20 protein-coding genes are annotated in these 19736 nt (G+C 39.4%); 5 read left to right on the top strand and 15 right to left on the bottom strand.

Features of this window, described 5'->3' with window-relative positions; all coding sequences use genetic code 11:
* Window positions 1–296 precede the first annotated feature (296 nt).
* The 7 genes from NST93_RS13160 to NST93_RS13190 are packed head-to-tail and all read right to left on the bottom strand — an operon-like array spanning window position 297 to window position 6122.
* A complete protein-coding gene (locus NST93_RS13160) occupies window positions 297–680 on the bottom strand; it encodes a Na+/H+ antiporter subunit G (protein WP_405097748.1) in 384 nt (127 codons plus the stop codon).
* Complete coding sequence (locus NST93_RS13165) at window positions 658–942, bottom strand: Na(+)/H(+) antiporter subunit F1 (protein ID WP_405097750.1); 285 nt, start codon at window positions 940–942, stop codon at window positions 658–660. Before NST93_RS13165 ends, NST93_RS13160 begins: the two co-directional genes overlap by 23 nt.
* Window positions 942–1424 carry a Na+/H+ antiporter subunit E gene (locus NST93_RS13170; RefSeq protein WP_405097752.1) on the bottom strand — a complete coding sequence of 161 codons (483 nt, stop codon included), beginning with the start codon at window positions 1422–1424 and terminating at the stop codon, window positions 942–944. The genes NST93_RS13165 and NST93_RS13170 overlap by 1 nt, the downstream gene beginning before the upstream one ends.
* 58 nt (window positions 1425–1482) lie before the next feature.
* A complete protein-coding gene (locus NST93_RS13175) occupies window positions 1483–2961 on the bottom strand; it encodes a Na+/H+ antiporter subunit D (protein WP_405097754.1) in 1479 nt (492 codons plus the stop codon).
* Window positions 2954–3295, bottom strand: coding sequence for a Na(+)/H(+) antiporter subunit C (locus NST93_RS13180; RefSeq protein ID WP_405097756.1), 342 nt, complete (start codon window positions 3293–3295; stop codon window positions 2954–2956). Before NST93_RS13180 ends, NST93_RS13175 begins: the two co-directional genes overlap by 8 nt.
* A gap of 3 nt (window positions 3296–3298) precedes the next feature.
* Window positions 3299–3721, bottom strand: coding sequence for a Na(+)/H(+) antiporter subunit B (locus NST93_RS13185; RefSeq protein WP_405097758.1), 423 nt, complete (start codon window positions 3719–3721; stop codon window positions 3299–3301).
* On the bottom strand, window positions 3708–6122 hold the full coding sequence (locus NST93_RS13190; RefSeq protein WP_405097760.1) for a Na+/H+ antiporter subunit A: 2415 nt from the start codon (window positions 6120–6122) through the stop codon (window positions 3708–3710). The genes NST93_RS13185 and NST93_RS13190 overlap by 14 nt, the downstream gene beginning before the upstream one ends.
* A gap of 725 nt (window positions 6123–6847) precedes the next feature.
* Here NST93_RS13190 and NST93_RS13195 point away from each other — a divergent pair.
* Entirely contained in the window at window positions 6848–7540 is a 693-nt protein-coding gene (locus NST93_RS13195; RefSeq protein ID WP_405097762.1) for a histidine kinase, read from the top strand.
* Between the two features lie 42 nt (window positions 7541–7582).
* On the opposite strand, the gene NST93_RS13200 is transcribed toward NST93_RS13195, so the two are convergent.
* On the bottom strand, window positions 7583–8515 hold the full coding sequence (locus NST93_RS13200; protein WP_405097764.1) for a fumarylacetoacetate hydrolase family protein: 933 nt from the start codon (window positions 8513–8515) through the stop codon (window positions 7583–7585).
* A 290-nt stretch (window positions 8516–8805) separates the two neighbouring features.
* Window positions 8806–9489: a phosphoribosylaminoimidazolesuccinocarboxamide synthase gene (locus tag NST93_RS13205; protein ID WP_405103880.1), complete on the bottom strand. Its 684-nt coding sequence runs from the start codon at window positions 9487–9489 to the stop codon at window positions 8806–8808.
* Between the two features lie 124 nt (window positions 9490–9613).
* On the opposite strand from NST93_RS13205, the gene NST93_RS13210 reads away from it, so the two are divergent.
* On the top strand, window positions 9614–10231 hold the full coding sequence (locus NST93_RS13210; protein WP_405097766.1) for an NUDIX hydrolase: 618 nt from the start codon (window positions 9614–9616) through the stop codon (window positions 10229–10231).
* A gap of 15 nt (window positions 10232–10246) precedes the next feature.
* Here NST93_RS13210 and NST93_RS13215 read toward each other — a convergent pair whose 3' ends face one another.
* From NST93_RS13215 to NST93_RS13230, 4 genes are all read right to left on the bottom strand, one after another.
* Complete coding sequence (locus NST93_RS13215) at window positions 10247–12187, bottom strand: ATP-dependent DNA helicase (protein ID WP_405097768.1); 1941 nt, start codon at window positions 12185–12187, stop codon at window positions 10247–10249.
* Between the two features lie 889 nt (window positions 12188–13076).
* Window positions 13077–14591, bottom strand: coding sequence for an acetyl-CoA hydrolase/transferase family protein (locus NST93_RS13220; protein WP_405097770.1), 1515 nt, complete (start codon window positions 14589–14591; stop codon window positions 13077–13079).
* A gap of 136 nt (window positions 14592–14727) precedes the next feature.
* Complete coding sequence (locus NST93_RS13225) at window positions 14728–15336, bottom strand: LytTR family DNA-binding domain-containing protein (RefSeq protein WP_405103882.1); 609 nt, start codon at window positions 15334–15336, stop codon at window positions 14728–14730.
* A gap of 67 nt (window positions 15337–15403) precedes the next feature.
* Complete coding sequence (locus NST93_RS13230) at window positions 15404–15892, bottom strand: PaaI family thioesterase (RefSeq protein ID WP_405097772.1); 489 nt, start codon at window positions 15890–15892, stop codon at window positions 15404–15406.
* Window positions 15893–16096: 204 nt separating this feature from the next.
* On the opposite strand from NST93_RS13230, the gene NST93_RS13235 reads away from it, so the two are divergent.
* Both NST93_RS13235 and NST93_RS13240 read left to right on the top strand, forming a co-directional pair.
* Window positions 16097–17158 carry an NAD(P)/FAD-dependent oxidoreductase gene (locus NST93_RS13235; RefSeq protein ID WP_405097774.1) on the top strand — a complete coding sequence of 354 codons (1062 nt, stop codon included), beginning with the start codon at window positions 16097–16099 and terminating at the stop codon, window positions 17156–17158.
* Window positions 17159–17188: 30 nt separating this feature from the next.
* Entirely contained in the window at window positions 17189–17374 is a 186-nt protein-coding gene (locus tag NST93_RS13240) for a hypothetical protein (protein ID WP_405097776.1), read from the top strand.
* Between the two features lie 339 nt (window positions 17375–17713).
* On the opposite strand, the gene NST93_RS13245 is transcribed toward NST93_RS13240, so the two are convergent.
* A complete protein-coding gene (locus NST93_RS13245) occupies window positions 17714–18580 on the bottom strand; it encodes a Cof-type HAD-IIB family hydrolase (protein ID WP_405097778.1) in 867 nt (288 codons plus the stop codon).
* Between the two features lie 89 nt (window positions 18581–18669).
* On the opposite strand from NST93_RS13245, the gene NST93_RS13250 reads away from it, so the two are divergent.
* Complete coding sequence (locus NST93_RS13250) at window positions 18670–18858, top strand: DUF6366 family protein (RefSeq protein ID WP_405097780.1); 189 nt, start codon at window positions 18670–18672, stop codon at window positions 18856–18858.
* 83 nt (window positions 18859–18941) lie between these two features.
* On the opposite strand, the gene NST93_RS13255 is transcribed toward NST93_RS13250, so the two are convergent.
* Window positions 18942–19589, bottom strand: a complete 648-nt coding sequence (locus tag NST93_RS13255) for an SDR family oxidoreductase (protein ID WP_405097782.1) — start codon at window positions 19587–19589, stop codon at window positions 18942–18944.
* Between the last annotated feature and the right edge of the window lie 147 nt (window positions 19590–19736).

The following is a 19736-nucleotide window of genomic DNA, read 5'->3' on the forward strand; positions in this document are numbered from 1 at the left end:
TTGAACTCCCCCCACTTATCGACATTGCACTCTGATTGAAGTGGGGGGTTCTTCGGAACAGAGCGTACTTGTTAACAGGAATATTCGTTCTGATTATATCTCACTAACAATAGAACAGGCAGCAGAAAATTATAGACAGTTGAACAATTGAGACAGCTGAAATTATCCCTGTTCGGGAGGCGATTCATCTCCACCCTGTTTCGACTGAGGATGGCGTCTTCTCGCCCGGAAAGATAAAATAAATAAAAGGATAGAGACAGTTTAAGCTATAACTGTTGCCTCTATCCTTTTTTCATTTAGTTTGAGTTATCTTCCTTAAGCTCTTTCTCTTTCCCATGGATGACTTCCTTCAAATCATCCTGTACCGAAATATCAGCCAGTTTTACTTTACTTCGATAAGCAGCTCTGGTAATTAAGTGGCCAGATATTGGTGCAGTAAGAAAAACAAAGATAATCCCTAAGACCAGCCGAACACTGAAATACCCATTAACGGCTAATATATAGATAAGTGCACCGGTTAATGTCAGCAACACCCCAAGTGTAGAACTTTTTGTTGCTGCATGGGAACGGGTATAAACATCTTGAAATCGAATCAATCCAATTGCACTAACAAGCGCCATAAGTGATCCGATGAATATTAAAAATACACCAATATACTCAGCTATCACGCTTACGTTCAATGATAACACCTCTCTCGATATGTTTTGAGAACGCAATCGTACTGATAAACGCCAGGATCGCCAAAACAAGAATTACCTCTAAAAATGCTTGTGTTTTAAGGATTATTGAAATAATCGCTAATGAAGAAACAATCTGAACCCCAATCATATCCAGTGAGATTACACGGTCAGGCAAGCTTGGACCAATAACTACACGGATTAAGGTAATTGCAATTGCAACTCCAAAGATTATTAATGATATCATAAGCATTGTCTCTATCATTAACGCGTCACCTCCATAATTGCTTTTTCAAAGCTGTGCAGCGACTTCAATAGCATCTCCTTGGAATCTTCTACATCCATTGCATGAATGTACAAATAATCCTCTTCAGGCGTAACCTCCATCACTACCGAACCAGGTGTCAAAGTAAGCAACAGCGAGATTGCGGTTATTTCCCATTCTCCCCGCATTTGTGTCTCATACTTAAATATACCTGGCTGATAATTGACTTTTGGACTTAATATTTGTGATAGAACGAGAATACTGGAAGAAAACAGCTCCCGAATAAAAATGAGAATAAGCTTGAAGAATGCATAAGGACGTGCCAGATAAAAACGTTCCCCAAAAAATCGGTGCATCAGGAAAACGATACCGATTCCCACAATATAACCAGCGACGAAGGTCGTAAAGCTGAGCTCTGGCTCGTCACTTATTAATGTCCAAAGTAAAGCGATAAATATATTTAGAAAAAATTGTCCCGGCATCCTGAAGTCACTTCCTTTTAGCTAATTTACAGCTTTTCTTCCTGTATCAAAAATTTCTTTACTTGTTTAAGACTGCATCAATATAAATTTCTGGATTTAATAAGGTATTCGCTGCATCCATTACATATGGTGCAAAGAACTCGGCACCTAGACCTAAAACAAACATGGCAGCTGTTAAAATAACAAAAGATGTCATCCAGCCTTTTTTCATTGGCATTTCATCTTCAAAACTAATAATCGTTTCTCCCCAAAAACTATTCAGGAAGATACGCAAGAGCGAATAAAGGACAAAAATACTAGAGATGAAGGCAAGTGCTAATAGAATGTAAGAACCAGCTTCTACTGCTCCTTGTCCAACTAACATCTTGCCGATAAATCCACTTAATGGCGGTACACCAGCAAGAGATAGCATAACAATAAAGAATATCCAGCCGAAAGCAGGATAGTTCCGGATTAATCCGCTCATAAAGTCAAATCTTTTCTCACCAGTCACTGTAAGCATTGTTCCTGCAAGTAAGAAAAGCAATGTCTTAGCGATCATATCATGCATTAAGTAATAAATAGACCCCTCAATTGCTTCTGGAGTCATCACAGCAAGACCAATCAAGATAAAACCAACAGCGATAATTACGTTATATGAAACAATCTGCTGGATATTTTTATAAGCAATTGCACCAATACTGCCGCCTATTAAAGTAAGGCCTGCTAAAATGCCAATTGCTGTATGTGTAATCTGCGGTTCATGATAAAAGATTAAAGTAAACATACGGAACATCGCATAAATACCAACCTTTGTCAGCAGCCCTCCAAATAAGGCTGCAACTGCAGTCGGCGGAGCACTATATGAACCAGGAAGCCAAAAGTATAGCAGCAAGCCAGATTTAAGAGCAAACACTGTAAGAAACACTAAACTGGTTACAGTTAAAAGCGGTGTCTGTCCAGACTCACTAATCAGCTGTGAAAGATGCGCCATATTCAATGTTCCAATCTGACCATATAAATATGCAATCCCTACAAGGAAGAACCAGGATGAAATGACATTAATCACGACATACTTTAAAGACTCACGCAGCTGAATTTTTCTTCCGCCGAGAACAATCAGCACGTAAGATGCGAGCAGCATAATTTCAAAGTTTACATAAAGGTTAAATATATCTCCAGTTAAGAATGAGCCGTTAACACCTGCAATCAGGAAATTAACAAAGGAATAGAAAAACATATTTTCTATTTTCTCACCAATAGAAGAAAAAGCATAAATTAAACACACCAGCGTAACAATACTTGCCGTTAATACGAGAATGACAGAGAAAGAATCTGCAACAAATAAAATTCCGAATGGAGGATCCCATCCGCCAAAATCAAGTCGAAGAATTCCCTCTGATTGAATTCTAGCAAGAAGATAGGCTGCGACCCCAATGTTAGCAAGCATCCCTAACACACTGATAACACGCTGTGTCTTGATGTGGGATCTAAAAAAGATTAATAATATACCAATCATTATCGGCAGAACCATTGGCAGTACAATCATATTATTCATATCGATTACCTCGCAATTCCTCGAGGTTATCTGTTCCCAGTGTTTGGTACGTTCTATATGCAAGCACTAACACTAGTGCTGTCACAGCAAAACTAATAACAATAGATGTTAAAATTAAAGCTTGTGGCAGCGGGTCTACATAGCTGCCGCCACTTTCATCACCAAGAATCGGAACCTGACCATTCTTCAAGCCGCCCATTGTCATAATCATTAAATGTGCAGCATGCGAAAGAATTGCCGTCCCTAAAATCACACGGAGCACACTTTTCGATAATATTAAATAGGTTGCAACGGTGACTAACACACCTGTTAGGATGGTTATTAACGTTTCCATCTGCTACACATCCTCACTAATACTTAAAATAATTGTAATAACAACGCCGACTACGACCAAAGCAACTCCTGCTTCAAAAATAGTGACCGTTGTGAGCTCTACTGCCCCAAAGAAGGGAAAATCAAAATGAGCAAAGGTCTGACTTAAGAAAGGCACGTCAAAGATAAACGCACCAAACCCTGTCCCAACTGCTAAAAATGCACCAAAAGCGGCGACTTTCTTAAAGTCCAGGGGAATTGCCTTCCGAATCGTATCCATATCATAAACAATAAAGAGCAACACAAAGGCAGATGCAAGGACTAGTCCACCAATAAATCCGCCCCCTGGACTGTTATGGCCTGCAAAGAACAGATAAACAGCCAAAGTTAAAATAATGAATACGACAATTTTCGCGACTGTTCGCAAAATAATGTTATTGATCTTCAAGCTTTTCCCCTCGCTTTCCAACCTTGAGCTTGATAATTGAATACACGCCAATTCCAGCGATGAGGAGTACAACTACTTCGAGCATTGTATCGAAGCCACGAAAGTCACTCAATATTGCGTTAACAATGTTTTTACCGCCAGCAAGCTCATAGGAATTCTCAAAGTAAGTAGAGATACGATCAAATAAACGATTATTTTGAACAGCTAATGCCACTACTGTAAAAGTAGCACCAACTCCTATAGAAATAAGCAGTTTAGTCATATCCACTTTTCTTGTTCCTGATTCCTTCTGCCACTCAGGCAAGAAGTAATAAGCAACTAAGAACAGCACGGTTGTAACTGTTTCAACAACTGTCTGTGTTAGTGCTAAATCTGGTGCACGGAAAACAACGAAAAATAACGCAACTCCATAGCCAATTACACTATTGAGCAAAATTGCCGTTAATCGGGATTTAGCAAACAGAATCGAAACAGCTGCAACGATTAAGGTGATGACAATAATCCACTCAAAACTTGAAATAGGGGCATTTCCTGATATCTTGAAATCAAATGCTCCAGTCAGGAAGAAGGATCCACCTACGACAAGAATAAAGAAGGCATAAATATATACCATATAATTACGTAAAAACCCTGTCATATATTTACCCGTAATGAAATTTGAAATATCTTCACTTTTTTCTAAAGTAAAATTATAAACTGTATTAAATGACCAATTTAATGGGAATAATGCATAAATCCATTTCCAGAAACGCGGGAAGGAATAAAGCAATACCCCAACTACAACAACACCTATTGTCATATGCAGTGCAGTGTCCATCCATCCATGCCAATAAGATATATTGACACCTAAATCAGCTGTTGCAGCAAGATCCGGAAAAACACTTGCCATTGCAGGTGTAATAATATAATCTCCAATTATATTCGGGAAGAAGAAAATTAAAAGAACTAAACTCCCCAATATTACAGGAGAAATAAGCATTCCAATTGGCGGCTCATTTGCCGGATGCTCCAGCCTGTCTTCCTTGTATGGACCCAAGAAGGTCTGGAAGACAATAATCAGACTGTAAATAAAGGTAAATGTACTCGCAACCCATGCAATAACAGGGATCAGATTACCAATTGTATCTGCATGGAACAGTCCGAGATTTGTAATATCAACGGCCGCATTGAAAAACATTTCCTTACTCAGGAAGCCATTAAACGGCGGCAATCCCGCCATTGAAAAGCTGCCAATCATTGAAATTGTAAATGTAATCGGCATGAAGGTGGCTAGTCCCCCCAGCCTTCTTAAATCACGTGTGCCAACCTCATGGTCAACAATACCAACAACCATAAACAATGCACCCTTAAACGTAGAATGGTTGATAAGGTGGAATATTGCCGCAAAGGTTGCTTGCGTATAGAATACGGACTCCGTTGAATGCCCCAAGTAAAGAGCTGCTGAGCCCATCCCAAACATACTCATAATCATTCCCAGCTGACTGATAGTAGAATATGCAAGGAGTGCTTTCAAGTCTGTTTGACGAACTGCCTGGAATGAACCCCAGAATAGTGTGAATATGCCGACTCCAGTTACCATCCAGAACCAGACACCCTCACCGCCAAACACTGGTGTAAAACGGGCAACAAGATAAATTCCGGCTTTAACCATTGTTGCAGAGTGCAAATAGGCACTGATTGGTGTCGGAGCTTCCATCGCATCCGGCAGCCAAATATGGAAAGGAAATTGTGCAGACTTCGTAAATGCACCAAGCAAAACCATGATCATTGCAGGTACAAACAAACCATGTTCAGTAAACTCAGGAATCGTGACAATCACTTCACGCACACTCATTGTGCCTGTCATAACATATAACATAATAAAACCAATGAGCATGGCAAAGCCACCGCTCACTGTAATGAGCAATGATTTTTGTGCACCTTCCCTTGACCTTTTACGCTGATACCAGAAAGCAATCAGGAGGAAGGAAGAAATACTTGTCAATTCCCAAAAGACATAAAGCACCATCATATTATCCGATAATACAACACCGAGCATAGCTCCCATAAATAACATTAAATAGGTATAGAAGTTGCCTAATTGTTCATTGTCAGATAAATAATAGATGGAATACAATATAACAAGTGTTCCAATACCAGTAATCAGCAAGGCTAAAATAAGACTCAGCCCATCCAAGTATGTGGTAAAACCAATGTCATACGCTGGAATCCATGACAAAGTATATAAAAAAGTCTCACCGTTTGCGATTTGAGGAATAAAACTTAATAGAAAGATAAATAATCCTGCAGCTACAATCATTGGAAGTACACCAATGTGAAGTCTCGATCCTTTTCTATATAGAAGTGCGACAAAAACCGCCGCTAAAAAGGGGATGAATATTGCTATGTTTAACGCTATCAAAATCAAACCTCCATTCGAAAATCATCCCGTATATATTTAGACAGGGATATAATGACAGGAAAAGATAATACTTATATAGTAAAAACACACTATTCCCAATATATTTTTTTGCTTTTTTATGATTCCTTGACTTAAAAAGTTGCGCGTATGATAATAAGAGGCAACATATAACATTGTGTAATGTGTAGGATGTTTAATAGGTCGTATATATGCTCTGTATAGTGAGAGTTACAGATTCAAGTAGCATAAAGCTGTGGATAATGTGACCTCATTCATTGGGGGGGTCTTTTCATCCCCGCTGAATATTTGGTTGGACCAATCGGGCCGTTACTGTGTTGGGCTTCCCGCCAGAAAGAATACTTCTCCTCTTTTTTAGAGCGGGAGTCTTACAGCCAGTTACAAAGCGGTAAAACTTTTACATTAATTAAGTATACAATAAATTAAACAATCATGCATTTTTCACAACTTATTTTTAAAAAAAGATTTTTAAGTTCAGTTATTATATACCCTGTTTATCACAACTTTATTATAGATTTTCCGATTTATAAATTTTTCATAAAAGTTGGTATTATACGTTTTTTACTGTCGAATGATTAAGTTCTCATTGAATTTCCAAAAGGGGGTTCACGAAACATGAAATACATGTTAAAATGATACAGTTTCATCAGAGAAGATAGAGAAAAATACTAATGGGATAAATATGGTTAAGAGGTGAATTTGCCATCATGAGAAAAATTAAAGGTCGAATGGATGAGAAAATATTAGTCTGTGTATACTATGGTCCTAATGGCGAGCGCTTAATCAAACGAGGCCATAAACTATCTCAGATTATGGATTGCCCGATGTTTGTTCTAACAATTGATCCACTCCCTTACGATGAATTCGATGCGGAGAAATCGGGTTATATTGAACGCTGGAGAGAATTGTGTGATGAGTTGGATGTTGACGAATTTATTCTTCGGGATAGTGAAAGGCGCCCAACGGTAAAAGCAATTTCTGAAATTGCTCATAACCACAACATTACACAAATCATTATTGGTCAGAGCCCGCAGAATCGTTGGGAAGAAATCACAAAAGGCTCATTTGTTAATTCTTTGCTTAAAGAATTAACTTTTGTAGATATTCACATTGTGTCCGTTGACCGTTCTTTGAAAAGTGATGTAGATACTTCATTTGAAAAAGGAGTACGCGCTTTTCTTAAAAAAGATGGTGAAAAATATCGCCTTGGATTCACAAGATCGAAGGATAATTTATACGAAGGTATCTTCTATAAAGAAATCGGTACAGACTTCAATAATGGGATTTTTAAATTTATCACTACCAAAGGAAAGACTTGTCAAATACACATCACCGATGATATTGCAGTTGGTGTAATCGAAGAAAAGCCAAATGTAAGAATGGAAAAGGTTGAAAAATAAAAGCAAAAGCGGAAGCACTCTAAATGGGCTTCCGCTTTCATTTTATTTCTTTACTACTCTATTTTCCATTCGTCCTATATTTTCAATTTCAAGCGTGACAATATCACCTGGCTGAAGATACTGCGGCGGGTTCATTGCAGTACCGACTCCTTCTGGTGTTCCTGTCATAATAATATCCCCCGGACTCAGTGTCATGAAGTCAGAAATGAATGCTACGAGAAAAGGGATACTGAATATTAGCTTGCTCGTGGCCGAACCCTGTCTTTCTTCTCCATTCACATAAGATTTAACAGATAAACTTCCAGGATCCCCAATCTCATCTGCCGGAATAACCCATGGCCCAATTGGAGTTGATCTGTCCAGGGTTTTACCTTGCAGCCATTGGAGTGTTCGTTTTTGCAAATCTCTGGCAGAGGTATCATTGCCGATTGTATAGCCTGCTATATAATCTAGTGCATTTTCTTGTTTTACACAGGAAGCTTCCTTCCCAATAACTGCCACAAGTTCGACTTCATAATCCAGCTTCTCTGTAAACTTTGTTTTTTCAATCGCATCCTCCGGTCCAATTAGCGCATTCGAGAATTTAGCAAATAATACAGGATGTTCAGGAATATCGCCTTTCATTTCTTCGGCATGCTCTTTATAATTTCTTCCAACACAAATAATTTTACCTGGATTTGGTATTGGTGTTCCAAGTGTAACCTGGGCACGTTCAAAAGTTGTTACTTCATTTAAGCGTTCTAACGCAAAAGTGAAAGCAGCCTTTGCTTCATCCAGTAACGGTTTGCCAGCTTTGAAAAATTGTGTCGGATCAGCCGGGAAAATCGAATCTCGTGTCGTTGCATTCATATTCTCTTTTTTAGAGGTTAATAGACTTCTATAAGCGTCCTGTAAATCAATAACAGTTTCTTCATATAAACTGCCAATTCTCCATGCTTTTCCACTATTCTTTTCTTTGTAGTTAACTAACTTCATTCTCCCACCCCATCCGTTATCGTACTGCCGCAACTTTCGCACCGCTAAATGATATTATAATAACGAATTACTCCATACAAGATTGTATTCAAAATTCCGAATTAGTTTAATCAGTAATCTCTTTCTACTCTTAAATAGAGTAATCCAGATTCTATTGCATCTCTGCAGGTAAGCTGGTTACTCCTTTTCCAATCCGCGCGATTAATGATTATGTTTTCCTTTTGTGAAAGTTGAGTTAATACTTTATTACATCTCACTTTTAAACGGGTCCCAGATAAAGCTGAATGTAATTACTCGGCTGTCATGATTTTTCCGAGTGTCAGCGGTTCAATGTATTCCCCTGCCTTGTAGGCGCGCATATTTCCCCCTGAGATTTCATCAATCAGCATGATGCTGCCAGACTTGTCACGGCCAAATTCGAGTTTAATATCATAGAGCTCAATACCTTTGATAATTAACTCATCTTTTACAACATTCGAGATATCAATTGTAAGCTGCTTTAAGCTATCATATTCTTCTGCAGTTAAAATACCCAGCATATGAAGTGCATCCTTGCTGATTGGCGGATCATTGCGTTCGTCATCCTTTAAGGTTACTTCAACAAAGGAATCCAGCTTCTGTCCTTCTTCAGCATATTTTCCGTAACGGCGTAAAAAACTGCCCGTTGCACGAAAGCGGCAAATCACTTCCAGCCCCTCACCAAATACAGTTGCTGGAAGAACTGTCATTGTTGTTTGCTCGAAGTCTGCAGAGATATAATGTGTTGGAATGTTTTTTTCCTTTAGTTTTTCAAAGAATAATGTTGTCAGCTTTAACCCTGCTTTTCCTGCTCCGTCAATTGTTAAGCCAACTGTGTTTGCCCCAGGGTCAAAAACGCCATCCTCACCGGTTACATCGTCCTTAAACTTTAATAGAACATTGCCATCCTCCAGTTCAAAAACATCCTTCGTTTTACCTTCATATACCATCTTCATCGAATCCCTCAAATCTCTCATCAACTTTACCACCATTTTAGCATAAATATACGACAGAGGGACAGGACCTGACTATCCCAATTTCCAGAGGTTGCTGTATAATAAGATGCACGGAGGTGATTATATGGATGCTTCGAGAATTCTTGCTAAGCTGGAAGGCCGGGCACCTTCAATCATGGGGCAGCAGCGATATAAACAATCTGCTGTACTTCTTCCATTATTAAACATCCAAGACGAAACGCATGTTTTATTCGAAGTTCGCTCCATGCAGATGCGCAGCCAGCCGGGAGATATTTGCTTTCCTGGTGGACGAATTGACAAAACGGATAAAAGCCCAAAGGAAACAGCGATTCGCGAAACAATGGAGGAACTAGGTATCAGTGCCAGTAATATAGAAGCAGTGACCCCCCTCGATTATATTGTTAATGATTCCGGAAGAATCATTTACCCTTTTGTCGGCAAACTATTAAACTACGAACAAATCAAACTAAATGAAGCAGAGGTAAGTGAGGTCTTTACTGTCCCTCTAAGTTATTTCCTCGAGACAGAGCCCGAGGTATATAAGGTGCATTTTCAAGTAAATCCTGAGAAGGATTTCCCTTTTGATCTTATTGTTGGCGGAAAGGACTATAAATGGAACACGGGGCATATTGATGAATTATTTTATCAATATAACGGAAAGGTTATTTGGGGATTAACTGCAAAGATCCTAACCCACTTTGTCCATCTACTAAAAAAATGAGGCGCTTAAAAGGCCTCATTTTTCTTTTATCTCATATGGAACAGGAAGGACCTTCACCAGATCACCCTCATATTTTTGCCATTGTTTTTCTTTTACCCATAATTGAATGCTTCCTTCATCCGCTGTCGTGCGAATCAACCGGCCCATTCCTTGGCGCAGCCGAAGCAGCATATAAGGAATATCTACTTCCTTCTCCGGATCCTCTGCATGATTTCTTTTTGCGCGGAAGACAGGATCTTTTGGCGGGAACGGCAAGGAGCTAATTATAACTTGTGTTAAAGCTTCTCCCGGAATATCTAATCCCTCCCAAAGATGATGAGAACAAAATACCGAACCTCTATTAAGCTGAAATTCACGAATCATTTGGCTGATCTCATTGTCCCCTTCAAATAAAAGCGGGAAGGAGAATGTCGTTTGATTTGCCCAATATCTAAATTGTTCCATTTCATCCTTTGAAGAAAACAGCAATAATGAACTGCCATGATTCTCTTCCAGCTGCTCTCCAATTTTCTGCCATTTACTCTCCAGCTCTGCTTCAACATGCAGATTAAGCTGCATTTTTTCTTCATAATTAAATGGAGAGTCAACGGAGAAAGCATCATACTGTTCAATCCCCAAACTTTTGGCAGTATAACTAAAGTCTTTGCCTTCAGCAAGTGTTGCAGAAGAAAAAATGAAAGGAATACGCTGAGAAAATACCTCCTGTTTAAGTACATCCTCTACAAGCCGTGGCATAACAACCAGACTTGTTGTAGTTGCATCTTCCTCAAGCCAAGTGATTCCTCCATCTTCCTTTAACAGAATCGATAGACCATAGGAGAAAAACTCAAGGTATTCCTCGATAATTTTTGTATAGTACTCTTCCATCGTAAACATTTCCGCATCAAAAACCAATTGTTCCAACAACTGTTCTACAAGTTTACTTAATTTCTTAGCAGCGCGGATCAAGTCATCAGACCATTCAATATCTTGACGATTAGAGCCTGCTACAGGAAATGCTGCCAGTTCCAGCTCCTGAAACCACGCATCATGCAGTTCTAATATATCCTCAACTAGCAGAAGCGACTCTTCACGCACATCCTGCCCCATATAGCCAGTCAAAATATTCGTTAAACTGTCATAGTTAAAGCGGTAGGTTAAACCTTTCTGAGCTGCAAATTCCAATAAATGTCCTTCATCAAAAATGACTGCACTTGCTTCAGGAAGCAGCGGGCGCTGTCCTTCTCGAATACGGGACTCTTTTGTCCAAATATGCTCCATGTAAAAGTCATGGGAGCAGATAATCAGATCCTTGGATTGGCGATAATAATCGCGATTTAATGTTTGTCCACTGCGGTGACGGAAATCACAAGTAGAGCATTGCTGCATTGGGTCCCAAGCGATTTGATTCCACTCTTCATCAGAGACCCATGGATATTCCCGGCGATCCCCGTAACGATGGAAAGATTGCATGCTTACTCCACCAGCATCAAAGACAAAGTCAGGAATGGCATCATGCACTCGAAGAATCGCTTCGTTTTTTGTCTGGCTGGCAAGCGGATCAAGTTTTTTCATACAGACATAATTTTCCCTTGCTTTAGCTAAGCGGACATCAATCTCCAAATCTAGCATTTTTTCCAGTTTTTCAATATCGCCGCCTTCTTTGACAAGCTGTTCAATCAAAGTCTCATCTGCACAGGATATAATTGCAGGCTTGCCAATATAGCGCGCATAGCAGATTGCATAGATAAGATAGACAAGCGTCTTGCCTGTACCAACTCCGGCTTCCGCAAATATCGTATGCTTATTTTTAAAGACTTGTTCCAGCTGAAAAGCCATATATATTTGTTCGTCTCTTTCTTCTAAACCATGTTCAGGTAAAATATCATAGAATACATCACCAACATAATCACCTAAACGGTCAAAAAAATTATCTGTTTTTCCTACTTCAAATGGAAGCTTTGCAGAACGATTCATAGTAAACTCCTTTTTAGAGGTTGTTCAAAAAGTCCGGTAAAAATGACACTTTGTATTTCTTCGACGGACAGGACGTTGCGATGTTAGCCGAACTCAGTCATTTTTATTCTCCTTTTTGAACACACACTTATATTACACAAATTTCACCTAACTCATTGTATCCAACTCATAGAAAAATAGCCACTGATTTTCTTTAGAAAATAGTGTGAATGCTATAGAATGTAACCATTACATCTTTGAATAATAAGCAGACTTCAGATTACCTTCGTTCAGAACAACTCCCCCCTAGGGATAATGGAAATTTGAAAAATCGTGATCAATACGGTTGCGCTTAGACAATATAAAATTGGATTTTGAAAACTATCTTTAATAGGTTTTCTCCCTGCCCGAAGAAGTCAGGATTGTTCTTTAACTGGGATGAGAACACTTCTTTAAGCTTGTGGGAGAAAGTAATATGGTGAAACTGTCTTTAAGAACGGTTCTATAAAACAGTAACTGCAAGATATGCAGTGAAAGTGTCTATGAGAACGTCTCTATCAGACAGTAAATACAAGATATGCGGTGAAACTGTCTATAAGGACGTTTCTATCAGACAGTAAATGCAAAGAAAGCAGTGAAACTGTCTATGAGGACGTCTCTATCAGACAGTAAATACAAGATATGCGGTGAAACTGTCTATGAGAACGTCTCTATCAGACAGTAAATACAAGATATGCAGTGAAACTGTCTATGAGAACACCATTGGTCCGGAAAAGCAGGTTTATTCTGAATTAAAATTATCAGCACTTCCTATCCATTGTAGTATGAAAACACAAAAAAGACATAGCTGCTATCTGCCCGTAACAGTTATGTCTTTTATTTATATTTACCCCTTTTGCTATGAAACTTTCTATCTTTGTTCCACTAATTGCTTCATTGAACCGTGCTCTCTGAAGTTCGTGTGCCATGAGAATGCTTTTTCCAGCACATGCGGGGTCTGCCCTCCCCGTTCGAGTGCCTCACTGTAATACGCCCATAGTTGTTCACGATACATTGGGTGTGCACAATTTTCAATAATCAGCGGCACACGTTCTCTTGGTGCCAGTCCTCTTAAATCTGCATAGCCCTGCTCCGTTACAACAACATCCACATCATGCTCTGTATGATCGACATGCGACACGAACGGAACGATGCTTGAGATATCTCCACCTTTAGCGATGGACTTCGTAACAAATATGCCAAGACGGGCATTACGTGCGAAGTCTCCCGAACCGCCGATGCCATTCATTATTTTTGTTCCAGTAACATGTGTAGAGTTAACATTTCCATAGATATCAAATTCCAATGCTGTATTAATCGAAATTAATCCTAAACGGCGGATAAGTTCTGGCTGGTTGGAAATTTCCTGCGGACGCAAGATTAACTTATCACGGTATTTCTCAAAATTGCTGAATACCTCATGCATCTTCTTATCTGATAAAGTAAGTGAGCACGCGGAGGCAAAGTCCACTTTTCCTGCATCCATTAGATCAAAGACAGCATCTTGCAGCACTTCAGAGTAAACGACAAGATTTTCAAATTCAGAGTCTATCATTCCATGCAGTACTGCATTCGCCACAGATCCAATACCAGATTGCAGCGGCATCAACTTCTCAGTTAATCGCCCCGCCTTTATTTCTTCCCGCAAAAATACAAGTAAATGCTCTGCCATCATCTTCGTCTCTTCATCCGGCGCAACGATTGTTGATGGTGAATCCATCTGTTCCGTAAAGACAATTCCCTTTACCTTATTCAAATCTAAAGGAATTCCGATTTCACCAATACGCTCATCTGCCTTCGTTAATGGAATTGGTTCTCGTTCTCCTTGAACTTTCGGACTATATAAATCATGTATACCCTCAAGAGTCTCAGGCTGCGCCATATTCAATTCAATAATGATATTGTCTGCGGTTTCTGCAAAGGATAAGGAGTTGCCGATTGAAGTACTCGGTATCATCAGCCCGTCCTCTGTGATAGAAATCGCTTCCAATATTGCGTAATCAATTTTATCAATGACATCTGCTCTGAGAAGTTCGGCTGTATGTGATAAATGCTGATCGACGAAGAGATGCTCACCTGTATTAATCGCTTTTCGCATCGCTGGTTCTGCTTGGAATGGCAAACGCTTATTCACAATCCCCGCTTCAGCAAACATCTTATCAATATTTGAACCCAAGGAGGCGCCAGTATAAACATTTACTTTAAACGCTTCCCCATTTTTCGCCCTGTCCACTAGTGCTGTCGGTACTGCTTTCGCATCGCCTGCCCGCGTAAAACCACTTAAGCCCAGTGTCATTCCATCTTGAATCCATGTCGCGGCTTCTTCAGCTGTAACTACACGATCATGAAGTTCAGGGAGATGTATGCGCTTTAATTTTGTTTCCATAAAACTTTCCCCCTTTTGAAAATTCTATTACATTCTATTTTATCTTAGATACAGGGGGAATGAACTGAATTCAGACAGATTCAGGGTTTATTCGTTTAAAACCTAGAAAAATTCAGATAAACAATAGAAAATTGCATTAAAAACCAAGCAATTTACGAAAATAACTGGAATATGACTGGCTGACATGTATTTTCGAGCCATCCTTCATTAAAAGCAGCAGCGTGGAATGCGTATCTGGAAATATCTCTTCTATATGATGCACATTCACAATAAACGAGCGATGACAGCGCACAAAGCTATCCCGCGGCAGAAGATATTCAAATTCCTGAAGTGTATTTTTATGTGTTCCATAATGTTCTGTGGAGATGACATGCGTCTTTCTGTCTTTTGCTTCTAAATACTGCACATCATGAAAAGGAATAGGCCTCCAGCCATCATCTGTTTTTACAGTTACTACCGATTTACCATCTGTAAAAGCAGGATAAATCGCCAAAACACAGCCAGCTATTTCTCCACCTTCAAAATAAGGCACAGCCATTCCATGATAAGGAACACCAAAAATGGAACGATTTATAAATTCGGAGGTTTTTTGTTTTGTCTCTATTGCCTTATATGCAGTCGTTCCTTCCTTGATTGGATCACCGGAGCTTATTTTTAAATCAATTCGCTTACTGCTCCGATAATAAATATATTCTGTTGTATTTGCGACTGCAATCGATACTTCATCGGAAAACAGCTCTCCCATTACATCTAATAACGAATCAAGATTTAATTTTTCCACCTAAACACCTCACCAAACATCTCAAATGCTCTTATTTCTCCGCCTGCTCCATGAAGGTCTTCGGCATTACCGCTGCAACAACGGTTCCCTTAACAACACAAGTCCCATTTGCAAATACTTCGGTATGCACCTTCCACTTTTTGGGATGAACTTCCTCCACCGTTCCAATTGCCCTTAATGGTGCATTTTGCGGCGTTGGCTTCATAAAGTCAATTTGCAAAGAAGCCGTTACAAAGCGCGGCGGTTCGGTACCGTCTCCAGGCTCATGCCCATTTTTCCGATGTAGAGCAAGGGATGCTGAACCTGTACCATGACAATCAACTAATGATGCAAGCAAGCCGCCATAAACAAAACCCGGTATTGCCGTATGTTCTGGTTTTGGTGTATATTCTGTTTCTGTGTTCTCTCCTGCCCAAACCGTACGAAAATGATGACCATTCTCATTTAAACGGCCACAGCCATAACACCATGCATAATCATCTGGGTATACATCCTGAATTGCAATCTTATCCTGTACCATCACATAACCCCCTATTTTCTCATAATCACTATTTTTTATATTTTCTTAATATAGTATAGCATAATTACCTTCTCTATTTCCCCTTATAGAAACCTGTGAATTAATCCCGCCTTTTAGCCATTGAAATGATGACAGTTCCCAGTTATTTTGGTAATCTATTAGTTGGAGAAAGAGATTGTGATCCAACATATAGGAGGTAATTCAATGAAAAGGCTAGTAATATTGGGTGGAGGGTATGGTGGCATTAAGGTTCTCTCCGGTTTGCTAGAAAAAAACCTTTCTGATGATATAGAAATTACTTTAATCGATAGAAATCCATTCCGCTCTTTAAAAACGGAATTTTACACTATTGCTGCTGGAACAGTGGCTGATTCTGAAGTGCGTGTGGATTTTCCAAAAGACAATCGCGTAAATTATATATTTAAAGAAGTAACAAAAATTGACACTAAAAATAATAAAATAGTATTTGATGATCCTGAAGAATATGTACCATATGATTATTTAGTAATCGGGTTAGGCTGTGAAGATAATTTTCATGGTGTAAACGGTGCGAAGGAATTTACTGAAAGCGTACAAACCTTTGCAAAAGCAAGACACACAGGCGTTGCTGTTGGCAACCTGAATGCATACGGTAAAGTAACAGTAGTCGGAGCAGGTTTAAGTGGTATTGAAGTAGCATCTGAAATACGCGAGAGCCGTCCAGACTTAAATATCCGCTTGCTTGACAGAGGCCCAACTGTATTAAAAGCATTTGATGAAAAAATTCAGAGCCATGTAGAACAATGGTTTATCGCAAATGATGTAGACGTCATCCATCATTCCAATGTTGAATATGTGGAAAAAGATGGTGTTTGCAATAATGGACTTTGCTATTTAAATGACGTAACCATCTGGACAGCAGGTGTACGTCCCAATTTTCTTGTTCGTCAGCTGCCTTTTGAGAAAGATCGCCATGAAAAGATTATTATTAACGAACTTTATCAGGTTCCTGAACAGACAAATGTGTATGTAGTTGGTGACTGTGCGGCTTCAGAGCACTCTCCCAGCGGACAGCTTGCCGGCATGCAAGGTGAGCAGCTTGCTGATATCCTGCTTGCTGTTCTAAATGATAAGCGTCCTAAAAAGCCACGTTCATTCAAATTAAGAGGAACATTAGGCTCCCTCGGAAAATCGGACGGCTTTGGCAACATGATGACACTGCCAATGACAGGACTGCTCCCGCGCCTGGCAAAGTCAGGTGTACTATGGCTGAATAAGAGACATTAATCTAAAACGGATTTACAGGATGGTGTGTCCATGCTTAAGAAAAGCTTACTTTATCCAATCATCTATTTCTTCGCTGCTGCTCTTTCACAACTAATTATTCACCAGCAAGTGAAATGGATGCATAACTTAGGGATATGCTTCCTAATTTTCTTATTTATGCTGTTTTATCATTGGGCAAGCGTGCCATTTAATTGGAATAAAAATAAATCGAGGTAAATTTAAAAAGGCCAAAAGAAACCAGACCTGATTTCTTTTGGCCTTTTTACTATGCAATTTGAGTGTTAAAAGAACAAGTCCGCACCCAACCCAGGAGCATTCTTATAAAGAGACAGGCATATAGAAGGTTCAACGCTCTCTCAAATACATGTTAAAGGAAAACAACCTCTAACCAATTCATCTGTACCTAAACTTTACAGAAACCTAAGATAACCTTCATCCTCGGTTCATATTGAAATTATATACTACAGATAGAAGGACTATGGAGGTGATATGAGAATGCGCTTTTCATTGAAACTTGCTGTTAGCTTAGTTGCTGCCTTTCTTTGGTTTTTCTAATTACTTTTCTATCTGGAATAGGACATTTTCTATTGCAGCTGCTACACCATCGTCAATATTTGATTTGGTAACATCATCAGCCAGCTGTTGTATTTCTTCTGAGGCATTTCCCATGGCGATACCTCTTCCAGCTGCTTGCAGCATACTTGCATCATTCCAGTTATCCCCCATCGCCATCACATCTTTCATTTCTATACCTGCACGCTTAGCTAACCGTTCCAGCGCAATTCCTTTTTGTGCCTCTGGATGGTTAAATTCCAGATTAATATCACCTGAAGATGTAATTGTTACCCCAGCCGCATCTGCAAGCTTTTCACGGACACTTACAAGCTTCGCTGAATCGACGCTGAACCCTAATATTTTATAGATATCCACATCTTCCATCTCAAAAATCAGATCATAATCCTCAATAAATGCAACAGGCTCCATTTGAAAGCGCATTGCTGCATGGTCGCGGATTTCCTCTTCTGTCAGCTTAGGGTTTGCTGACTTCATGATATCAACTAATACCTCCAAGAAATACTCCTGACTGACAGAGTAAATTCCCTTATTTGTAAAAAACTCAAGATACATATCCGCTTCCCGGCATACAGACAGAATCTGTTTGCATACAGCTTTATCCATCGTAATGCTATGTAATTTATTGTGATTTTCATCATAAATAACCGCACCATTTAAACAAATAACAGGTGAAGATATACCAGCTGCGATTAATGGTTTTGATGCAGCCTCCCAGGATCTCCCTGTCGCTACGACAAATTGCATACCTTGACGGACAGCCCTTTTTATAGCCTCAGCATTCTTTTCACTAACCTCACCTTTTTCATTTAATAAAGTTCCATCTAAATCAGAAGCAATTAATTTCATTTTATTCTCCTTTTCTAACTAAGTTTAATTATGATAATATAATTGAAATAGCATTATTTTAAAAATTCCTGCATAGCAGGAGGGTTACAATGCAATCAAATAAAGAATCTCCCGAGGAAATGAGAGAAAGACTCCGGCAAGAAGAATTGAGAAAGACTTCGAGCAGCATTCACGGCAGTAATCTTGCTGATTTGACAGGCGGATTGAGCTGGAAGTTTACTGGTGTCATCATCCTTCTGCTAATTATTGCGGCTATTGTCTACTTCTTATTCTTCTAATATGGTGAGCATCTTATCTTGTTTCTTTGTCCTTGCATAAAAACTCGAATGAGCTTTCAAATGGCCCATTCGAGTTTTTCACTTTACAGGTTATTTAGAGCATCTTGAATTGTCTGCTCACCGGTAATCAGATCAAATCCTTGATGATGGGTATTCTCATTTGTCAAACTTACTAAAACTGTTTGTGCAACATCCTCTCTCGGAATTGCACCACCTTCAGGAAACTCTCCAGCTTGTATTTTTCCAGTGCCTGGTTCGTTTTGTAGATTCCCTGGTCGAATAATTGTATAGTTAAGCTTGCTTGCCGCAAGAATACGGTCGGCATGATGCTTCGCTGCCATATATGGCTTAATCGGGCTATCTGTCCATGTTTCTCTATTATGTGCTTGAATTGCACTAACCATAATAAAGCGCTTGACGTCTGCCTGTTCTGCTGCTTCAATTGCTTTCGCAGCTCCGTCCAAGTCAACAAGGATGGTTTTATCCGCTCCAGTATGACCACCCGAACCAGCGGTGAAAATAACAGCATCAGCATCTTGCATTGCTTTTGCCAGTTCATCAACAGAACCTTCCAGATTTGCCAGCACCGCTTCTGTACCATCAGCTTGCAGCGCTTCCACCTGTTCTTCTTTGCGTACCATCGCCTTTAGTGAAACATCATTTTTCTCTTTTGCTAGTCGGACAATATGCTGACCAATCTGACCATTTGCGCCTATAAGTAATACATTCATTGTAAGTCTCCTTTCTAAATCTTATATTTCCTATTGTGTCAAATAGCATAAACTAACGCAAGAAATCGGATTAATTGTTAATAAAAATTTAAACTGCGAATAGCCCTGCAAAAAAATGAGGCTGGGACAAAAGAAATATAATTTAAT

It is taken from the genome of Oceanobacillus sp. FSL H7-0719 (assembly GCF_045040795.1).
In the GTDB taxonomy this organism is placed as follows: domain Bacteria; phylum Bacillota; class Bacilli; order Bacillales; family Amphibacillaceae; genus Oceanobacillus.

What these genes read in the sequence shown, in the direction of transcription:
- NST93_RS13175 (WP_405097754.1), bottom strand. Translation starts at nt 2,961, where the DNA reads ATGAATAATATGATTGTACTGCCAATGGTTCTGCCGATAATGATTGGT.
- NST93_RS13205 (WP_405103880.1), bottom strand. Translation starts at nt 9,489, where the DNA reads ATGAAGATGGTATATGAAGGTAAAACGAAGGATGTTTTTGAACTGGAG.
- NST93_RS13200 (WP_405097764.1), bottom strand. Translation starts at nt 8,515, where the DNA reads ATGAAGTTAGTTAACTACAAAGAAAAGAATAGTGGAAAAGCATGGAGA.
- NST93_RS13250 (WP_405097780.1), top strand. Translation starts at nt 18,670, where the DNA reads ATGCAATCAAATAAAGAATCTCCCGAGGAAATGAGAGAAAGACTCCGG.
- NST93_RS13165 (WP_405097750.1), bottom strand. Translation starts at nt 942, where the DNA reads ATGATAGAGACAATGCTTATGATATCATTAATAATCTTTGGAGTTGCA.
- NST93_RS13170 (WP_405097752.1), bottom strand. Translation starts at nt 1,424, where the DNA reads ATGCCGGGACAATTTTTTCTAAATATATTTATCGCTTTACTTTGGACA.
- NST93_RS13255 (WP_405097782.1), bottom strand. Translation starts at nt 19,589, where the DNA reads ATGAATGTATTACTTATAGGCGCAAATGGTCAGATTGGTCAGCATATT.
- NST93_RS13235 (WP_405097774.1), top strand. Translation starts at nt 16,097, where the DNA reads ATGAAAAGGCTAGTAATATTGGGTGGAGGGTATGGTGGCATTAAGGTT.
- NST93_RS13230 (WP_405097772.1), bottom strand. Translation starts at nt 15,892, where the DNA reads ATGGTACAGGATAAGATTGCAATTCAGGATGTATACCCAGATGATTAT.
- NST93_RS13225 (WP_405103882.1), bottom strand. Translation starts at nt 15,336, where the DNA reads ATGGGAGAGCTGTTTTCCGATGAAGTATCGATTGCAGTCGCAAATACA.
- NST93_RS13245 (WP_405097778.1), bottom strand. Translation starts at nt 18,580, where the DNA reads ATGAAATTAATTGCTTCTGATTTAGATGGAACTTTATTAAATGAAAAA.
- NST93_RS13220 (WP_405097770.1), bottom strand. Translation starts at nt 14,591, where the DNA reads ATGGAAACAAAATTAAAGCGCATACATCTCCCTGAACTTCATGATCGT.
- NST93_RS13180 (WP_405097756.1), bottom strand. Translation starts at nt 3,295, where the DNA reads ATGGAAACGTTAATAACCATCCTAACAGGTGTGTTAGTCACCGTTGCA.
- NST93_RS13215 (WP_405097768.1), bottom strand. Translation starts at nt 12,187, where the DNA reads ATGAATCGTTCTGCAAAGCTTCCATTTGAAGTAGGAAAAACAGATAAT.
- NST93_RS13210 (WP_405097766.1), top strand. Translation starts at nt 9,614, where the DNA reads ATGGATGCTTCGAGAATTCTTGCTAAGCTGGAAGGCCGGGCACCTTCA.
- NST93_RS13240 (WP_405097776.1), top strand. Translation starts at nt 17,189, where the DNA reads ATGCTTAAGAAAAGCTTACTTTATCCAATCATCTATTTCTTCGCTGCT.
- NST93_RS13195 (WP_405097762.1), top strand. Translation starts at nt 6,848, where the DNA reads ATGAGAAAAATTAAAGGTCGAATGGATGAGAAAATATTAGTCTGTGTA.